The sequence below is a fragment of the Dyella jiangningensis genome (assembly GCF_003264855.1).
GTDB lineage: Bacteria > Pseudomonadota > Gammaproteobacteria > Xanthomonadales > Rhodanobacteraceae > Dyella > Dyella jiangningensis_C.
The window spans coordinates 206,674-222,938 of the sequence record NZ_NFZS01000004.1; the positions used below are offsets into that span (position 1 = coordinate 206,674).

At 64.0% G+C, this 16,265-nt stretch carries 12 protein-coding genes and 1 tRNA gene; 9 read left to right on the forward strand and 4 right to left on the reverse strand.

The features are described from left to right. Positions 1 to 11 precede the first annotated feature (11 nt). The 9 genes from ccmE (at position 12) to CA260_RS20950 (ending at position 6,770) form a co-directional block, all read left to right on the forward strand. Positions 12 to 479 (forward strand): cytochrome c maturation protein CcmE, encoded by a 468-nt coding sequence (gene ccmE / locus CA260_RS13610; protein WP_111983619.1) that lies wholly within the window; start codon positions 12 to 14, stop codon positions 477 to 479. Further along, the gene (locus CA260_RS13615) at positions 476 to 2,449 is read left to right on the forward strand and encodes a heme lyase CcmF/NrfE family subunit (RefSeq protein ID WP_111983620.1); all 1,974 of its coding nucleotides are present in this window, start codon (positions 476 to 478) and stop codon (positions 2,447 to 2,449) included. Before ccmE ends, CA260_RS13615 begins: the two co-directional genes overlap by 4 nt. Then, on the forward strand, positions 2,446 to 2,991 hold the full coding sequence (locus tag CA260_RS13620; RefSeq protein WP_111983621.1) for a DsbE family thiol:disulfide interchange protein: 546 nt from the start codon (positions 2,446 to 2,448) through the stop codon (positions 2,989 to 2,991). Before CA260_RS13615 ends, CA260_RS13620 begins: the two co-directional genes overlap by 4 nt. A gap of 47 nt (positions 2,992 to 3,038) precedes the next feature. Next, the gene (locus CA260_RS13625; RefSeq protein ID WP_111983622.1) at positions 3,039 to 3,509 is read left to right on the forward strand and encodes a cytochrome c-type biogenesis protein; all 471 of its coding nucleotides are present in this window, start codon (positions 3,039 to 3,041) and stop codon (positions 3,507 to 3,509) included. Beyond that, complete coding sequence (locus CA260_RS13630) at positions 3,506 to 4,552, forward strand: tetratricopeptide repeat protein (protein ID WP_111984383.1); 1,047 nt, start codon at positions 3,506 to 3,508, stop codon at positions 4,550 to 4,552. The genes CA260_RS13625 and CA260_RS13630 overlap by 4 nt, the downstream gene beginning before the upstream one ends. Further along, the gene (gene metX / locus CA260_RS13635) at positions 4,552 to 5,655 is read left to right on the forward strand and encodes a homoserine O-acetyltransferase MetX (RefSeq protein WP_111983623.1); all 1,104 of its coding nucleotides are present in this window, start codon (positions 4,552 to 4,554) and stop codon (positions 5,653 to 5,655) included. The genes CA260_RS13630 and metX overlap by 1 nt, the downstream gene beginning before the upstream one ends. A gap of 67 nt (positions 5,656 to 5,722) precedes the next feature. After that, entirely contained in the window at positions 5,723 to 6,301 is a 579-nt protein-coding gene (locus CA260_RS13640; RefSeq protein ID WP_111983624.1) for a cysteine dioxygenase family protein, read from the forward strand. Between the two features lie 25 nt (positions 6,302 to 6,326). Continuing rightward, positions 6,327 to 6,412 (forward strand) — tRNA-Leu (locus CA260_RS13645). 121 nt (positions 6,413 to 6,533) lie between these two features. Beyond that, positions 6,534 to 6,770, forward strand: coding sequence for a hypothetical protein (locus tag CA260_RS20950; RefSeq protein ID WP_146745351.1), 237 nt, complete (start codon positions 6,534 to 6,536; stop codon positions 6,768 to 6,770). Between the two features lie 19 nt (positions 6,771 to 6,789). On the opposite strand, the gene CA260_RS13650 is transcribed toward CA260_RS20950, so the two are convergent. From CA260_RS13650 to CA260_RS13665, 4 genes are all read right to left on the reverse strand, one after another. Beyond that, a complete protein-coding gene (locus tag CA260_RS13650; protein WP_238149761.1) occupies positions 6,790 to 8,610 on the reverse strand; it encodes a protein-disulfide reductase DsbD family protein in 1,821 nt (606 codons plus the stop codon). A gap of 272 nt (positions 8,611 to 8,882) precedes the next feature. Then, positions 8,883 to 11,468: a M16 family metallopeptidase gene (locus CA260_RS13655; protein ID WP_238149762.1), complete on the reverse strand. Its 2,586-nt coding sequence runs from the start codon at positions 11,466 to 11,468 to the stop codon at positions 8,883 to 8,885. Positions 11,469 to 11,706: 238 nt separating this feature from the next. Then, positions 11,707 to 13,083 (reverse strand): thioredoxin family protein, encoded by a 1,377-nt coding sequence (locus tag CA260_RS13660; RefSeq protein WP_111983626.1) that lies wholly within the window; start codon positions 13,081 to 13,083, stop codon positions 11,707 to 11,709. Positions 13,084 to 13,119: 36 nt separating this feature from the next. Beyond that, entirely contained in the window at positions 13,120 to 16,260 is a 3,141-nt protein-coding gene (locus tag CA260_RS13665) for a TonB-dependent receptor (protein ID WP_172461841.1), read from the reverse strand. Positions 16,261 to 16,265: the final 5 nt, after the last annotated feature.

The window sequence follows — 16,265 nt, forward strand, 5'->3', positions numbered from 1 at the left end:
TACCGAGTCTTATGAATCCCACCCGCAAGCGCAGACTCATCATCGTTCTTCTCGTGGTCGCCGCGGCCGTCGTCGCGGTCGGACTGACCGTGTTCGCGCTGCAGCAGAACATGAACTACCTGTTCACCCCGAGCCAGGTGCAGACGGGCGAAGCACGCAGCTACAAGACGTTCCGCCTCGGCGGCATGGTGAAGGCCGGTTCGATCCAGCGCAGCAGCGACTCGCTGAAAGTCACCTTCACCGTGGTCGATGCGAGCGGTTCGATGCCGGTGGAGTACACCGGCATCCTTCCCGACCTGTTCCGCGACAACCAGTCGGTGATCGCCACGGGCCACATGGACAACGCGCGTTTCATCGCCACCGAAGTGCTCGCCAAGCATGACGAAACCTACATGCCCAAGGAGCTGAAGGACGCCATGGCCAAGGCGCACGAGGGCAAGCAGGTCAACGAGGCCGCCGGCCAGGACAAACCGCAATGATTCCGGAGCTCGGGCAACTCGCCCTGATCCTCGCCCTGCTGCTCGCGTTCGCGCAGGGCGTGTTGCCGCTGGTCGGCGCATGGCGCAACAACCGTGCGCTGATGGCCGTGGCACGCACCGCCGCGACGGGCCAGGCGGTGTTCGTCACCATGGCCTTCCTGCTGCTGGTGTGGGCGTTCCTGCAGTTCGATTTTTCGGTGCAGTACGTTGCCGACAACTCCAATCTCGCGCTGCCCTGGTACTACCGCATCGCGGCCGTGTGGGGCGCGCACGAAGGTTCGCTGCTGCTGTGGATCTTCATCCTCAACCTGTGGACGCTGGCGCTGGCCGTGTTGAGCCGTCGTCTGCCCGAGGTCTTCATCGCACGCGTGCTCGGCGTGCTTGGCCTGGTGTCGGTCGGCTTCCTCGCCTTCATCATCTTCACGTCCAATCCGTTCCTGCGCCTGTTGCCGATGCCGCCGGACGGCGGCGATCTCAACCCGGTGCTGCAGGACCCGGGCATGACCTTCCACCCGCCCGTGCTCTACATGGGCTACGTGGGCTTCTCGGTGGCATTCGCGTTCTCGATCGCCGCGTTGCTGGGCGGTGAACTGGAGCAGGCCTGGGTGCGCTGGGCGCGTCCGTGGACCAACGTGGCCTGGGGCTTTCTCTCCGCGGGCATCGTCGCCGGCAGCTGGTGGGCGTATGCCGAGCTGGGCTGGGGCGGCTGGTGGTTCTGGGACCCGGTGGAGAACGCCAGCTTCATGCCGTGGCTGGTGGGCGCGGCCCTGGTCCACGCGCAGGCAGTGACGGAGAAGCGCGGCGGCCTGCGTGCCTGGACCATCCTGCTGTCGATCTTCGCCTTCTCGCTGTCGCTGCTGGGTACCTTCCTGGTGCGCTCAGGCGTGCTCACCTCGGTGCATGCCTTCGCGTCTGATCCGAAGCGCGGCCTGTTCATCCTGTGCTTCCTCGCCGTGGTGGTGGGTGGCTCGCTGCTGCTTTATGCGCTGCGCGCGCCCAAGGTCGCCGGCGGCAAGCCGTTCAACGTGTTGTCGCGAGAGACGGCCATCCTGATCGGCAACCTGATGCTGACGGTAGCCGCAGCGATGGTGCTGCTGGGCACGCTGTTCCCGCTGCTCGGCGACGCGCTTAACCTCGGCAAGATCTCGGTCGGCCCGCCCTACTTCGGTTTCCTGTTCACTCTGCTGATGATCCCGGTGGTGGTGCTGCTGCCGTTCGGCCCGTACCTGCGCTGGGGCAAGAGCGATACGCCGGTGCTCAAGCGCGTGATGTGGCGTGCTGGTCTCGCTGCCGTGGCGTGCGCGATCGTCGCCGCCTTCATCACCGATGGCGAAGGCAAGGCAATCGCCGGCACGGCGGCCGCGGTATGGTGTGGCTTCGGCACGCTGCTTTATGTGTTCAAGCGCTGGCGCGAGATGCCCGCGGGTCGCCGCTACCCGGCCGAGATGGCCGGCATGCTGCTGGCGCATTTCGGCGTTGGCGTGTTCCTCGCCGGCGTGCTGCTCACCAATGCGCTGAGCGTCGAGCGCGACGTGCGCATGAGCCCGGGCCAGACCTCCAGCATCGGCGGCTACGATTTCCGCTTCGACGGCGTGCAGCACACCACCGGTCCCAACTGGCAGGGTGACCAGGGCACGGTGACGGTGATGCGTTCGGGTCGCGAGATCGCCGTGATGCATCCGCAGAAGCGCACCTACACGCGCGGCCAGGTACAGACGGAATCGGCGATCAACCCCGGCCTGTTCCGCGACTTGTACGTGGCCCTGGGCGAACCGATGGATCGCACCCAGCCCGAAGGCGCGTGGGCGCTGCGCCTCTACGACAAGCCGTTCGTCCGCTGGATCTGGGCCGGTGGCCTGTTCATGATGCTCGGTGGCTTCTTCGCCGCCGCGGATCGCCGCTTCCGCACCAAGCGCGTGGCTGAAACCGAAACCGTCCCGGCAGCTGCCTTGCAGGAATCGCGCGCATGAGCCGCCTGCTGCCTTTCTTCGGTTTCCTGCTGCTCGTGGCGCTGTTCGGCTTCGGCATCTGGTGGAACACCCAGCACGACCAGCGCGAAGTGCCTTCGCCGCTGATCAACAAGCCGGCACCCGCCTTCGTGCTGCCGAAGCTGGACGATCCGTCCCAGACGGTCAGTCGCGACAACCTGCTGGGCAAGCCGTATCTCATCAACGTCTTCGCCAGCTGGTGCATCGCCTGCGGCGAGGAGCATCCGGTGCTGATGACGCAGGGCAAGTCGATCGGCGTGCCCATCGTCGGCTACAACTACAAGGATGCGCCGGACGACGCCAAGGCCTGGCTGGCCAAGCACGGCAATCCGTACGACATGGTCATCGCCGACCTGGAAGGCCGCACGGCGATCGACTTCGGTGTGTACGGTGCCCCCGAGAGTTTCCTCGTCGATGGCAAGGGTGTGATCCGCTACAAGCGCATCGGCCCGCTGACGCCGGAAGTGATCGAGAAGGAACTGAAACCCGCGATCGCGGCACTGGCGAAGGAGCCCGCCCCGTGAACACGCGGCGTCTTTCTGTAGGAGCGCACCCAGTGCGCGAAAAGCCTATGCGGCGGCGACTCCGTCATCGCGCACTGGGTGCGCTCCTACAGTTGGGGTTGCTGCTCTTCACGGGCCTCGCCTTCGCACAGGCCATCGATCCGCTGCCGTTCAAGGACCACGCGCAGGAGGTCCGCTTCCAGGCACTCACGCGCGAACTGCGCTGCCTGGTCTGCCAGAACGAGAACCTGGCCGATTCCAACGCGGACCTCGCGCGCGACCTGCGGCATGAAGTGTTCGACCTGATGCAGCAGGGCAAGAGCGACGACGAGATCAAGCAGTACCTGGTCGATCGCTATTCCGATTTCGTGCTGTACGACCCACCGGTGAAGTCCAGCACGGTGTTGTTGTGGTTCGGCCCGCTGGCGATCCTGCTGGCCGGCGCCGTGGTGGTCGTGGTCACGGTGCGTCGTCGTGGCCGTGCCGCGCCGGTCGCGGTGCAGGACGAGAAGCCGAACGACGAAGGGGACGATTGGTGAAACTGGCTTTTTTCCTGATCGCCGCAGCGATGATCGCCGCGGCGCTGTTCCTGCTGCTATGGCCGCTGATGCGTCATGGCCGCCAGCAGGGCCGCTCCCGCAAGGTCTTCGCGCTGGCGCTGGCGTTGGCCTTCCTGTTGCCGATCGCGGCCATCAGCCTGTATCTCGGCGTGGGCACGCCGGCGGCGCTCGATGGCGTGGCGCACCAGCCCAAGAGCATGAGCATCGACGATGCCGTCGGTGAGCTGAAGGCTCATCTGGCGCAGCAACCGGATGACCTGCAGGGTTGGATGCTGCTTGCGCAGACCTACGGCGTGATGCATCGCGCCGTCGAAGCACGCGATGCCTACGGCCAGGCGCTGCGCATTGACGCTGACAACAGCGCCGCCATGGTGGGCTGGGCGGAAGCCGACTCCCTGCAGCGCGAGGACCATCGCATCGACGGGCGCGCGCTGGAACTGCTCGAACGCGCCGTGAAGCTGGACCCGCAGAGCCAGCGCGGCCTTTGGCTGCTGGGCATCAGCCAGTTCCAACATGACCACTACGCCGAGGCCGCCACCACCTGGCGCCAGTTGCAGCCCCAGCTGGACCCGGGCTCCAACGTGGCCAAGGCCGTCGCCGAACAGATCGCCGTGGCTGACGCGCGTGCGGGCAACCCCGGCAAGACGGCGCCCGAGATGCCTGCCGTCGAGGCTCAGGGGCCTGCGTTGCAGGTCCAGGTAGCGCTCTCCCCCGCCCTCAAGGACAAGCTGGCTCGCGGCGACACGCTGTTCGTCTATGCACGCGCCGAGCAGGGGCCGCCCATGCCGCTGGCCGTGGCGAAGCTGGACGCCGCCGCCCTTCCCGCCACGGTCACGCTCACGGACGCGATGGGCATGACGCCTCAGTTCAAACTATCCTCGGCATCGCGCGTGTTCGTCGGTGCCCGCATCAGCAAGAGTGGGCAGGCCATGCCGCAGGCGGGCGACCTCGAAGGCGACGCCGGCGTGGTCGACGTCGGCACGCGTACTCCGATCAGGATCACCATCGACAAGGTTCATTGATGAATCACGACGCGCGCCGCTACTTCGCCCTGCCTTCGCCATTCGCGATGAAGCGCGGTGGAGAACTCCACGGCGCGCGCGTCGCCTATGAAACCTGGGGCGAACTGAGCGCGGCGCGTGACAATGCGGTGCTGATCCTCACCGGCCTCTCGCCGAGCGCACACGCCGCTTCCAACGACGAAGATCCTTCGCCCGGCTGGTGGGAGGCGATGATCGGCCCTGGCAAGGCCATCGATACCTCGCGCTGGTATGTCATCTGCGTGAATTCGCTGGGCAGCGACAAAGGGTCCACCTGTGCGGCTTCGATCAACCCGGCGACAGGTGAGCCGTATCGCCTGGATTTTCCCGAGCTGTCGCTGGAAGACGTCGCCCACGCGGCCCATGGCGTCGTAAATAGCCTAGGCATCGAACAGCTGGCTTGCCTCATCGGCTGCTCGATGGGTGGCATGAGCGCACTGGCCTACATGGTGCTGCACCCGGGCAGCGTACGCGCACACATCAGCGTGGATACGGCGCCCCAGGCGCAGCCGTTCGCCATCGCCATCCGCTCGCTGCAGCGCGAAGCCATTCGGCTCGACCCGCACTGGAACAACGGCCACTACGACGATGGGGACTATCCCGAAGCCGGCATGAGCATCGCGCGCAAGCTCGGGGTGATCACCTACCGCTCGGCGATGGAATGGAATGGTCGCTTCGCGCGCATCCGGCTCGACCCCGAGCAACGCGACGACAATCCGTTCGGCCTGGAATTCGAAGTGGAGTCGTACCTCGAAGGCCACGCGCGACGCTTCGTGCATACCTTCGACCCCAACAGCTATCTATATCTGTCGCGCGCCAGCGATTGGTTCGACATTGCCGAATACGGCAACGGCAGCGTGATGGAAGGGCTCAAGCGCATCCGCATCAAGCAGGCGATGGTGATCGGCGTCAGTACCGACATCCTGTTTCCGCTGGAGCAGCAGGAACAGATTGCCGATGGCCTGCGCGCCGCGGGCGCCGAGGTCGAGTTCGTGGCGCTGAATTCCCCGCAGGGCCACGATGCCTTCCTGGTCGACATCCCCAACTACAGTCGCGCCATCGGCGGCTTCCTCGGCCGACTCTGAACGGCCGACTGCGCCCCCAGTGCCGCGCTGTTAAGATGGGGCAGCAGCATCACCATCCGAGAACGACATGCTCACCCTCGACTTTCCCGGCTCCCGCCAGCTCATCGACGCCATCGACGCCGCCGTGGCGGAGAACTCCACCCGCGCCGTCACGGACAGCCTGCGCAACAGCTTGTGCAAGCTCATTCGAGGCAAGGAAGTGAAGCTGCCCGAATGCGTGTTCGAGACCGCGGAAGGCCGCTACGCGCGCCGCGAGCTGTACCGTAGCGAGGATCACGGCTACTGCGTGGTGGCGATGACCTGGGGTCCGGGCCAGGGCACGCCGATCCACGACCATTGCGGCATGTGGTGCGTGGAAGGCGTCTGGAGCGGTGCGCTGGAAGTCGTGCAGTACGAGCGCCTCGCCGATGAAGACGGCCACTACCGCTTCCAGCCTGTGGGCTCCATCCAGGCCGGCCCCGGCTCTGCCGGCAGCCTGATTCCGCCGCACGAATACCACACCATCCGCAACCCCAGCGACGACGCCGTCGCGGTGAGCCTGCACATCTACTCCGGCCCGATGACCCATTGTGCCGTGTTCCAGCCCCTGGGCCAGGACCACTATCAGCGCAGCGATCGCCAGCTGGGTCTCGACCCGGTGCACTGAACCCGGCATAATGGTTCGCTGCAGTGCCGGTGTGGCGGAATGGTAGACGCGGCGGACTCAAAATCCGCTTCTGGCGACAGAGTGTAGGTTCGAGTCCTATCACCGGTACCAATGATTTAGGCCCCTTTTTGGGGCCTTTTTCTTTGGTGATTCCCGGATTTTCCGCAATGGCGGCTCTAGCGACTCATCGCGATGGCCTGGGATCCAGCAGACGACGAAGGATGCGTCATCAGTGCCGTCCGGCATTCCTTCCGACTGCACGCTGGGGATGCCGGCACAAGGCCAAAAGGTGCCGCGTCACAACGAAAAAAAGCCGGAGGCCACCGCCAGCCGGCTGAGGGAAACCGCTGAAATCGCTGATGTGCACGCACTACGTGTGCTGCGCGCCGTGGAAGAAATCAAATGCGGGTCAATCAGTGAGCTCGACCTCACCGAAGGGCTGAAAATCGCTTGTCCTTGCTGGTTCTAGTAAGCCGCCGCCATCCGCCTCACTGAGCTGCCTGCGTCGAAGTTGTCTCAAGCGCTGTTCGCATCAGCGGAAGGGTCAGCACCGATGGCAACACCTTCCCGGTGCGGCTTCCCTTGGCAAACACCACGTAGAGCGGCACGCCGGGCGAGTGATATTCCTGCAGGAACGCGGTGATCGTCGGGTCGACGTTGGTCCAATCGCCTTTCATGTAAACGGTGCCCGTGCGCTGCAGCAGGTCGTGGAACGTAGCCGTGTCGAGCACGGCATGCTCGTTGGCCTTGCAGGTGATGCACCAGTCCGCGGTCATGTCCACGAAGACCAGTGTGCCCGAGTGGCGCAACTCGGCCAGCTTCTGCGGCGAGAACGGAACGGCGCCCGCTTCCTGCGTCGCCACGGCGGACATCGGCTGCAGGCGGCACAACCCATACAGCGGCAGCACCGTGAACACGGCCAGGACGCATGCGAGCAGCTTGGCCCATGCGCCGCGATGACGGCTGCGCTCGACCCACCACAGGGTCATGGCAAGCAGCACCACGGCAACGAGCACCAGACCCACCGCGTCGGCGCCGCGCTGATGCGCCAACACCCAGACCAGCCACACCGCAGTGAGGTACATCGGGAACGCCAGCACCTGCTTCAGTGTTTCCATCCACGCACCGGGCCGCGGCAGCAGCCGGCCGAGCGCCGGAACGAAACCGATCAGCAGGAACGGAAGCGCAAGGCCCAGGCCCAGCGCGAGGAACACAAGCAGGGCTGCGGGCGTCGGCGCAAGGAACGCATAGGCGAGCGCCGTTCCCATGAAGGGCGCGACGCAGGGGCTGGCCACCGCCACCGCGAGCACGCCGGTGAAGAAATCGCCGGCCCACCCCGGACGTGAGGCAAGGCCTTGCCCCAGGTTGCCGAACGACGCACCGAACTGCGCCACGCCCGACATCGAAAGGCCGATGGCGACCATCACGCAGGCCAGCACGCCCACTACCAGCGGCTGCTGCAATTGCGCGCCCCAGCCCAGCGCATGCCCGGCCGAACGCGAAGCCACGACAGCGAATCCGATCGCGGCAAACGAGCACAGCACCCCGGCCGTGTAGGCCAACGCATGCCGACGCGCCCGCTGGATGCTCTCGCCGCTTTCGAGCAGGCCAATCGCCTTGATCGACAGCACCGGCAACACGCAGGGCATCAGGTTAAGCACCAGCCCGCCCGCAAAGGCGAGCAGCAGCGATAGCAACAGGCCGGCGTCGGCTGGGTTCGAGCCCTCGCCGGGCGCGGTGCTTCCCTGCGTCGCCGGGACCGTCGCACCGCCAGGCAGCGGAAGGTCGAGATCCTCGACATGCGGGGGATAACAGATCTTCGGATCGACCTCGTGGCAACCCTGGTAGCGCACCGCGAGCCTGATGCGCTGCGTGCCCTGCGCGAGCGTGTACGGAATGCTGGCGTCGATGCTGTTGTGATAGGTCTCGACGTCGCCGAGGTACTCGTCGTGGTACTTCTTGCCGTCCGGCAGTTGCGCCGTGCCCAGCGTCACGCCTTCGCCGCCGGTGAACTGCATCTGTCCGCGGTAGAGGTAGTAGTCTGGCGCGATCGTCCAGTGCAGCTTGATCACGCCAGGCGTGCCGGTGTCCGCACTGAGCTTGTACGCCTCGCCGATCGGCAGCAGTCCGGCCAGGTCTTGCGCATGAATCAAGCCGCCCACCAGGAGCAGGAACAATATCCAGCCGATGCGTGCGAAGGCTTTCAGGACACCCGCCTCGGAAGCAACGAACAGTGCTTTCCATACCGCCAACGAGCCAATCATTCGCAACACCACCGCCTGCATCGACAGACGGGGCATACCCTGCATGAGTGGCATCGGGCGACGGCTTGCAAAAGGCGCCGACGACATCGCTTTTCTGGTTGGCATATTTTTTTCCACGTTTTTGCGCCGTTCGGGCAGCGCCGCCATCGCTCTTTGGCGTCGCCGATTCGGTGCGTGTCAGCGCTCGGCAAAGCCGTCGCCTTCGATGACGTTGTCGCTGCCGGTGCGAACTCCCGCAGCGACGCGGCCCTTTGCGGTACCGCGGTTACAGCGTCCGGTCTGCTCGCGCGAGACGAACCGCTGCAACCGCCGGCCTCTCACTGCTGCTTGGGTGTCGGCCCCTGTACCACCTGCACGAGGTGGTCGGGCTGCAAGTATTTCTTGAACGCGCCCTGCACTTGCTGTGCGGACAGATCCAGGTAGTACTTTGCGGCCACCATCGGCTGGTCCAACGGCTCGCCCTTGTAACTCCAAGTCAGCAGTGACCTGGCGATGCTGTTGACGCTGGATACGCCTACCGGAATCTCCCGGATGAGCGCCTGCCGCGCATTGTCCAGCTCCTCGGCCTTCACCGGCGTATCGCGCATCTGGGCCAGGTTCTGGCGCACGAGCTTGTCGGCATCAGCGACCTTGTCGGGGTCGCTGCCGTAATAGACCATGAAGTTCGAACGCGAGCGATCGAAACGCGTCATGGACGCAGCGGTGTAGGCATAGCCATGCTTGACGCGAATGTCCGTCATCAGGCGCGAAGCGAAGCCATTGCCGCCCAGCACGTAGTTGCCCAGTTCCAGGGCGTAGCGGTCGGGATTGTGCAGATCCAGCGCCAGGCTCTGCCCCATCAGTACGGTGTCCTGCGAGGCGTAGGCATTGGGCACCACGGCGTGGCTTGCCGCATTCACCGGCACGGGCTTCGGAACCACGCCGGGCTTGGGTCCGGTCGCCGACCACGAGCCAAAGACTTTGTCGACCTCGGCGCGGGCCTGCTCGGGCGTCACGTCGCCGACCACCACGATCGTGGTCATGTCGGGTCGATAGGTCTGCTCGTAATAGGCTTTCGCATGGGCCAGGGAAAGCTTGTCCACGGTGGCAGGCGTGGCTTCACGCAGATCAGGATCGCCAGCAGGAAGCCACCCCTTCTCCAGCGCACGCATCATCTTGTAAGGCGGCGACTGCAATCGGCCGGCCAGCGTGCGGGAAAGGGTTTGTTGCTGCACGGCGAATGCGGATGCCGTCAACGAGGGATGCAGTTCGTTGTCGGCCAGCAGCTGCATGCCCCTGCTGAAGTTTTCTGCCGGCACCGCCAGCATGAAATCGGGCCCCGCCGACTCGGTGGCGGCGATTTCGTCCAGCGCCTTGTGGAAAGCGTTGCGGTCCAGCGTGGTGGTGCCGTAGTCGAACAGCGAACCGAGCAACTGGCCGACGCCTTCCTGGCCCGCGGGCTCCTGCAGGTTGTCTTCATGATCGACATGGCCCATCACGGTGACCGTCTTGCTGATCGATTCGGGCTGCACGATCAGCGTGATGCCGTTGGCCAGCGTCATTCTGGCCGGTGCAAGCGTCCAGTGCGGCATCTCCAGTTTGCCCAACGCCTGTGCCGCCCACTGCGGCAGCGGGCCGTCCAGCGCGGCATTGCTGCTGGCGAACGATTCGGTGCCGCCGAAACCGGAGCTATTGGGCGGCCGCTTGCCGTCCGCACTGGGCGTAAGCACAACGGTGACGCGCTGGTCCGGCTTCAGGTATTCGCGCGCGACACGGTTGACGTCCTCCACCGTTACCGCCTGGATCTGCGCCTGCGCCTGTTCGGGAGAATCCAGGCCCTGCCATGCCAGAGCCTGCGACCACGACTGAGCGAGCTCCGTCGCGCTGTTCCGGCTGAACTCGTACTGCGCGTGTTCCTGGCGCTTCGCGGCTTCGACCAGATCGGCCGGCACGCCGTTTTTCAGCAGGTCGTCGATCACGGCGTCGAGTTGGCTTTGCGCCGCCTTGCTGTCACCGCCCTTGGGAAAGCCGACTTCGACCACGCCGAGGCCGCCATGCGCAAACGGAAGCGCCTGGGCAGCCGCCGAGAGCACCTTGCCGCGTGCCGCCAGATCGGAGAGGCTGCTGCGCGAATTGCCCAGCACATCCAGCAGCACGTCTGCCGCCGCATAGTCCTTCGATTGCTGACCAGGCATGCGGAACAGGTACTGCACCGTGCCGGTCGCAGCGGGCGTGGTCTTGGCGATCGTGACAGGCTGGAATGGAGCCAGCTTCACCGGCGCACGCTCCGGCACGTTGCCCCTGGGAACCGGCTCGAACACCTGCTTCACTTTGCCCAGCGTGGCCGCAGGATCGACATCACCCACGATCACCAGGATCGCATTGTTGGGCGCATACCACTGGTTGTAGAACTTCTGCAGCGTCGCCCCGGTGGTCTTGTCGAAGCTGGGCCGCGTGCCCAGCGGATCCTCCGCGTAGCCGGTGCCGGCGTAGAGAATCCTCTCGGCTTCCTCGATGGCCAACTGGCCGGGATCGGAGATGTCGCGAGAGACTTCCTGTTCGATCGCGCCTTTTTCCAGGCTCCATCCCTTGTCGGACAACTGCGCGCCGCGCATGCGCGTCGCCTCGATGTGCAGCAGCACGTCCAGGTACTGCGCGGGCGCCACAAAATAGAACTGCGTGGCGTCATTGGTGGTGAACGCATTGTCCGTCGCGCCCATCTTGCCGACCATCTCGTTCAACTGCGCGCCGGCCATGCCCTTGCTGTCACGGAACATCATATGTTCCAGCGCATGCGCGGTGCCGGGGAAGCCTGCCGGTGCATCGTAGCTGCCGGCCAAGTACGTGATCTGGGTGGTCACCGTCGGCGCCAGCGTATCGCGCACGACCACCACCCTCAGGCCGTTGTCCAACGTCGTGCGCATCACGTTGTCGCTCTGCGCCGATGCCGCCATTCCCGTGGCACGGAGGGGCGGTGGGTACGCAGCCGCCAAGCCGAGCGTCAAGAAGACGCCCAGTGCCAATGGAGTGATTCTGCCGTGATGCTTCATCGTGGATCCCTTGCAAGGTGAATGGAAAAAGAAAGAGCAGCGGCGTGCCCACGACATACCCATCCAAGGCGTCTAGGGGCGTGGTTTCTCATGTCCGGCAGCGTGGCGACGGTCAAAGCACGCCACCGGATCGCTTCCAATACGCCATCTGCATCTTGGTCATCTCGGGAAACTGCTTCTCGGCCGTGTGCAGCGCCGCGTCGAACAGCTTCTCTGCTTCGGGACGGCGATTGAGTGCGATCAGGGCCTTGGCCAACGAATGGGTGACCTGGAGCTTGTCCTGTGCGCTGGCGTTGTTCGCGGCGTATTGCAGATAAGGCAACGCGTCCGCCGCATGGCCTTGCTCGAGCAGGCTGTCGCCATACTCGGACTGATAGAAATAATTGTCGGGATACGCCGCGACCATCGCCTTCTGCAGGGCGATGTCCTCGGTCTGCGAACCGTGATTGGCCAGGAATTCGTTGAGCACCAGGGCCATGGCCTGGTCGCGCTTGACGTCGAATCCGCCATGCCCATCGCCCAACGACTTGCGGCCGATGGCGATGGCGCGCTGGTAGATGGCCTGCTCTTTGGCGCTGTCGCCCAGTGCCTTGTAGTAAAACGCCAAGGCGTAGGTAGCATCGCGAACTATTCCCGATTCCGCAGAAGGCACCTGGCTGTCGTAGAGCGCCGTGAGGGAAGGCAAGCGTGCCGTGGCGAGCGCCTTGCGCTCGGACTCGGGCAGAGAGTGGGCACAGGCGAGAAGTGTACGAGCCGTGTCGAAGTACTCATCGAGTGCAATCGGCCCGCTCAACGCCTCTTGCGCGTGGGTTCGGCAGTCCTTCTCGAGACGGGCGCTTTCGGCTGCGGGGAGTGGAGGATTACTCATCAAGGCTTTCCGGCTCTCCGCAGTCATTTGCACAACGGCAAGCCGCAAGGCCGCATGGGGATCGGCCGAAACGGCTTTACGCGTGGCCATGGGCAAGCTCGCGTACCAACGCACACCGTCCGCGGCCTGGTCGCGCTCCCCATAGGCAGCCAGTACCTTGGCGGCGGCATCGACCGAGCCGTGCTGGGCGTCCTGCTTGAGCTTGTCGAACGCGTCCTCGCCACTCAATATGCGGTTGAGTTCCGGATAGAACTTCTCGCTCGGGATGAATCCCATCAGGCGGCCACGCTCGCTGCCATCGGCATTGAGCACGATGTAGCTCGGCAGTGCCGGTACTTTCAGCTTTTTCGTCCACGCGACGCCATTTACCGAGTCCGCATCGCTGCGCACCAGCACGAAACGGCTTTGTTCTGCTTCCCATTCCGGACCGTTCAACACTTTTGCATCCATGGCATGGCAGTCATGGCACCAACTTGCAGAGAAATCGACGAATACGGGTTCCTGCTTGGCCTTGGCGGCCTTGAGTGCCTGATCGATGTCCGTGAACGCGGTTGCGGCTGATGCTGCGCCGCAAACCAGCGCGCTGAAGGCCAGCACGAGATGGGGGAGGTGGTGTTTCATGGATACTCTCGTTGATGACAGATGGGAAAGAACAGATCAGTCGCTGCCACCGTGACCAAACCTGTAGCGCGCCTCCAGGAAGATCTCGCGGCCGTACGGGTTGTAGTTGGCGGGATTGAATGGCTGGTTGCTCGTGCCGGGATACGTGAGGTCAACCGGCGGCATGGAGTTCTTGATGTTGTTGATGCGCAGCGATAGCTGCCAGGACGCCGTCGGCGCGTAGCTGACGCTGGCGTTGTAGATGCGCCATGCGGCGAGTTTTGCGGCGTATGGCGCGTCGTAGCCGTTGGTGATTCGCGCGACGTAGTTAGGCGTAGGACCGAAATACGTGCCAAACAGTGTCGCGTTCCACTTGCCCCTGCTCCAGTTCAACTCGGCGTTGGCCTTGGTCTTGAACTCCGTGCTGTATGCCGGTGCATTGAGGTAATCAAGCACCGGATCCCCGGGGAATTGCTGCTGGCGATGGCTCAGTACGCGCGTGTAGGCCACATGCGCGCCGAACTGGCCATAGGCTCCGGCTTCGAAGCGATAGCTCGCACCGGCAATGATCGAGTTGTTCACCTCATGCGCGACGTTGGCCTTGGTGACGAGCAACCCGGTGATGCGCCCAAGCAGCGGAGAACCGGATGGAACCGGCACACGTGTGATCTGGGCATTGGCGGCCCGGCAAGTCGGCGATGAAGGATCCAGCGCGCCCTGCATGCAATACCACTGGAACTGCAGGAGCGAGCCCGGACTTTCCAGCACGACCTCGTTGCGTATCGAAAGATGCTGGTAATCCACGTTCATCGACAGGTTCGGCACCGGTGACCAGACCACGCCGTAAGAGAGGTTCTTCGACGTCATCGGTTGCAGATGAGGATTGCTGGTCTGCGTCACTGTCAGTGGCTCATCCTGGTACTGGCCTGGGCAAGAAGAAAGCGTTGGCCCCGTAAAACCCAGACGGGCGCAATTGACCCGGTCCACCACGAAATCCTGATAGGTACTGCCGCCTTCGAATTCGTCGATGAGCGACGGCGCCTTGAATGACGTGGAATACCGGCCGCGCAACAGCAACTCCTGAAACGGGCGAAACTCCAGTCCTGCGTTCCAGGTGGGATGACTGAAATGCGCACCTTCGGCGTCGTAACTGTCATACCTAGCTGAGAGATCGGCCGTGAGCATCTTGAACACCGGCAGGTTCAGCTCCGCAGCCGTTGCATAGCGGTTCCGATGACCGTTGCTCGGATTCCACGAGAGGCCTTGCAGGTAGGCATTTCCACCTCCTTCCAGCAAGGGTGAAGGCTGGTACTTCCACGACTCGTAGCCTTCTTCGGCGACAAGCGCCAACCCTGCGTCGCCGCCAGGCAATCCAAAGAGCGAAGCCTGGGTCAGCTGCGCGCGCAATTGGTCAGTGCGGTTGTTGCTCTCGATCGAAGCAGCGCCCGTATACGACGCGTATTCTTCTGGCGTGAGGGGACGGGTCAGGAGGCTGTAATTGGGCGCGTACATGGGAAAACCGAAACTATCGGCACCCAGTTGCGGACCGAGCAGCGCGCTGCCATACGAACCCGGCACGGACGTATTGAGCAATCCACTCTGGCGATCGTCGTCGCGCTCGTAGGAGCTGGTGAGACCGACATCCAGGTTCCAGCCCTTGCCAAAATCGACCTTGCCGCCGACCGTTGCCGTATAGGTGTTCTCGTAGCTTTTTTGCGACAACAGACCGTCGAGGCTGTGAGCCCTCTCCTCGGGCGCGAAAGCGCGGAAGATCACCACGTCGTCATGCAGGTTGGCGTCGTTGATCAGGCCGAAGAAATCACCGACCGTCTCGTGCGATTGTTCTTCGTAGCTGTCGAGCAGGTCCGCATACAGTTGCACGCTATCGTTGACGGCGTAATCGGCGTGAACGCTTAGGCTCGCCGTCCGGTCCTTGTTGATCAAGGTGCCGTATGCACCATCCCTTACCGAGCCGCAAACAGCACCGTACGGACTCGCGTAATAGCGTTCGCTGCCGCCCCACAGGCCCGTCAGCTTGCTGCAGTCGCCGGCCTGCGCCGGGAAGTAGCTGTTGCCGGAAAAACCATAGACGCTGCCGTCCACACCCGGCTGCTGTGGGCTGCTACCACCCGCGAAGTTCTGCGCGGTAATGCGCCGCTGGAAGTCCCACATCGGCTGCTGGTCACTCACCTGCCCGCCTACCATCAGGTTGAGCTTGCCGATCTGGAAGCTGTCCGAAGCGCTCAGCATCCGCTCGCGGCCGCCACCGTCCGAATACCAGCCTTCACGCGCGTCGACCGTGCCGAAACGCACGTGCTTCTTGAGCACGATGTTGATCACGCCGGCGATGGCATCGGAACCATACAGTGACGATTGGCCACCCGGCAGGATCTCGATGCGCTCGACCAGATCGATCGGGATGCCGCTCAGGTTGGTGTTCAACTGATCGGTCACCTGGTTCTGCGCGACCTGGGAAAACACCGGCATCGGTCGGCCGTCGATCAGGAACTTGGTGAAGCTCGGGTCGAGGCCGAACAGGCTGACGGTTTTAGCCGCCCAAACGTCGCCCGCATTGATTGCGGTGTTGTTGATCGAGCCGGTGTTGAGGGTAAGGTTCTGCAGCGCGTCGGCGACGCTGGAAAAGCCGCGATTCTTGATGTCGTTCGCGGAGATCACGATCAACGGACTGGCGGTTTCGATCTGTGATCGCGGAATCAGCGAGCCCAGCACGGTCACCTTCTTGAGCGTAACCGCCGCGGGCGCAGCCGCCTGAGCAGGACCTTGAGTGGACGCGCCGCGCTCACCCCGCGACGGCTGCGGTGATTCCGGTGCCTTGCGAATGGCCACCAGGTTGTGGCCAACCAGGCTCCACTCCAGGCCGCTGCCCGTCAGCAGCTTTTCCAGCGCCTGGCGCCATGTCAGTTCACCGCTGACGCGTGGCGCGGCCTTACCACGCACCAGCTCAGGCGCGTACATGATCTGCAAACGACTCTGGGTGGCCAACTGATTGAGCGCATCACCCAGTTCTCCCGCCGCAATGCTGAACTGTTGCGGCGCTGCGCTCTCGGAGTGCGCCTGTTGTGCTTGAGCCGGCAAATCAACTGTCAGTCCGGCCAGTGCGGCAAACAGACCCGCATACAGCGGATGCCGCGAAATGCCCCAGTTCCTACGAGTGTTCTTGTTGCAACCAGCCTTCATGTCCC

What these genes read in the sequence shown, in the direction of transcription:
- CA260_RS13640 (WP_111983624.1), top strand. Translation starts at nt 5,723, where the DNA reads ATGCTCACCCTCGACTTTCCCGGCTCCCGCCAGCTCATCGACGCCATC.
- CA260_RS13620 (WP_111983621.1), top strand. Translation starts at nt 2,446, where the DNA reads ATGAGCCGCCTGCTGCCTTTCTTCGGTTTCCTGCTGCTCGTGGCGCTG.
- metX (WP_111983623.1), top strand. Translation starts at nt 4,552, where the DNA reads ATGAATCACGACGCGCGCCGCTACTTCGCCCTGCCTTCGCCATTCGCG.
- CA260_RS13625 (WP_111983622.1), top strand. Translation starts at nt 3,039, where the DNA reads ATGCGGCGGCGACTCCGTCATCGCGCACTGGGTGCGCTCCTACAGTTG.
- CA260_RS13650 (WP_238149761.1), bottom strand. Translation starts at nt 8,610, where the DNA reads ATGCAGGGTATGCCCCGTCTGTCGATGCAGGCGGTGGTGTTGCGAATG.
- CA260_RS13615 (WP_111983620.1), top strand. Translation starts at nt 476, where the DNA reads ATGATTCCGGAGCTCGGGCAACTCGCCCTGATCCTCGCCCTGCTGCTC.
- CA260_RS13660 (WP_111983626.1), bottom strand. Translation starts at nt 13,083, where the DNA reads ATGAAACACCACCTCCCCCATCTCGTGCTGGCCTTCAGCGCGCTGGTT.
- CA260_RS13665 (WP_172461841.1), bottom strand. Translation starts at nt 16,260, where the DNA reads ATGAAGGCTGGTTGCAACAAGAACACTCGTAGGAACTGGGGCATTTCG.
- ccmE (WP_111983619.1), top strand. Translation starts at nt 12, where the DNA reads ATGAATCCCACCCGCAAGCGCAGACTCATCATCGTTCTTCTCGTGGTC.
- CA260_RS13655 (WP_238149762.1), bottom strand. Translation starts at nt 11,468, where the DNA reads ATGCGCACGACGTTGGACAACGGCCTGAGGGTGGTGGTCGTGCGCGAT.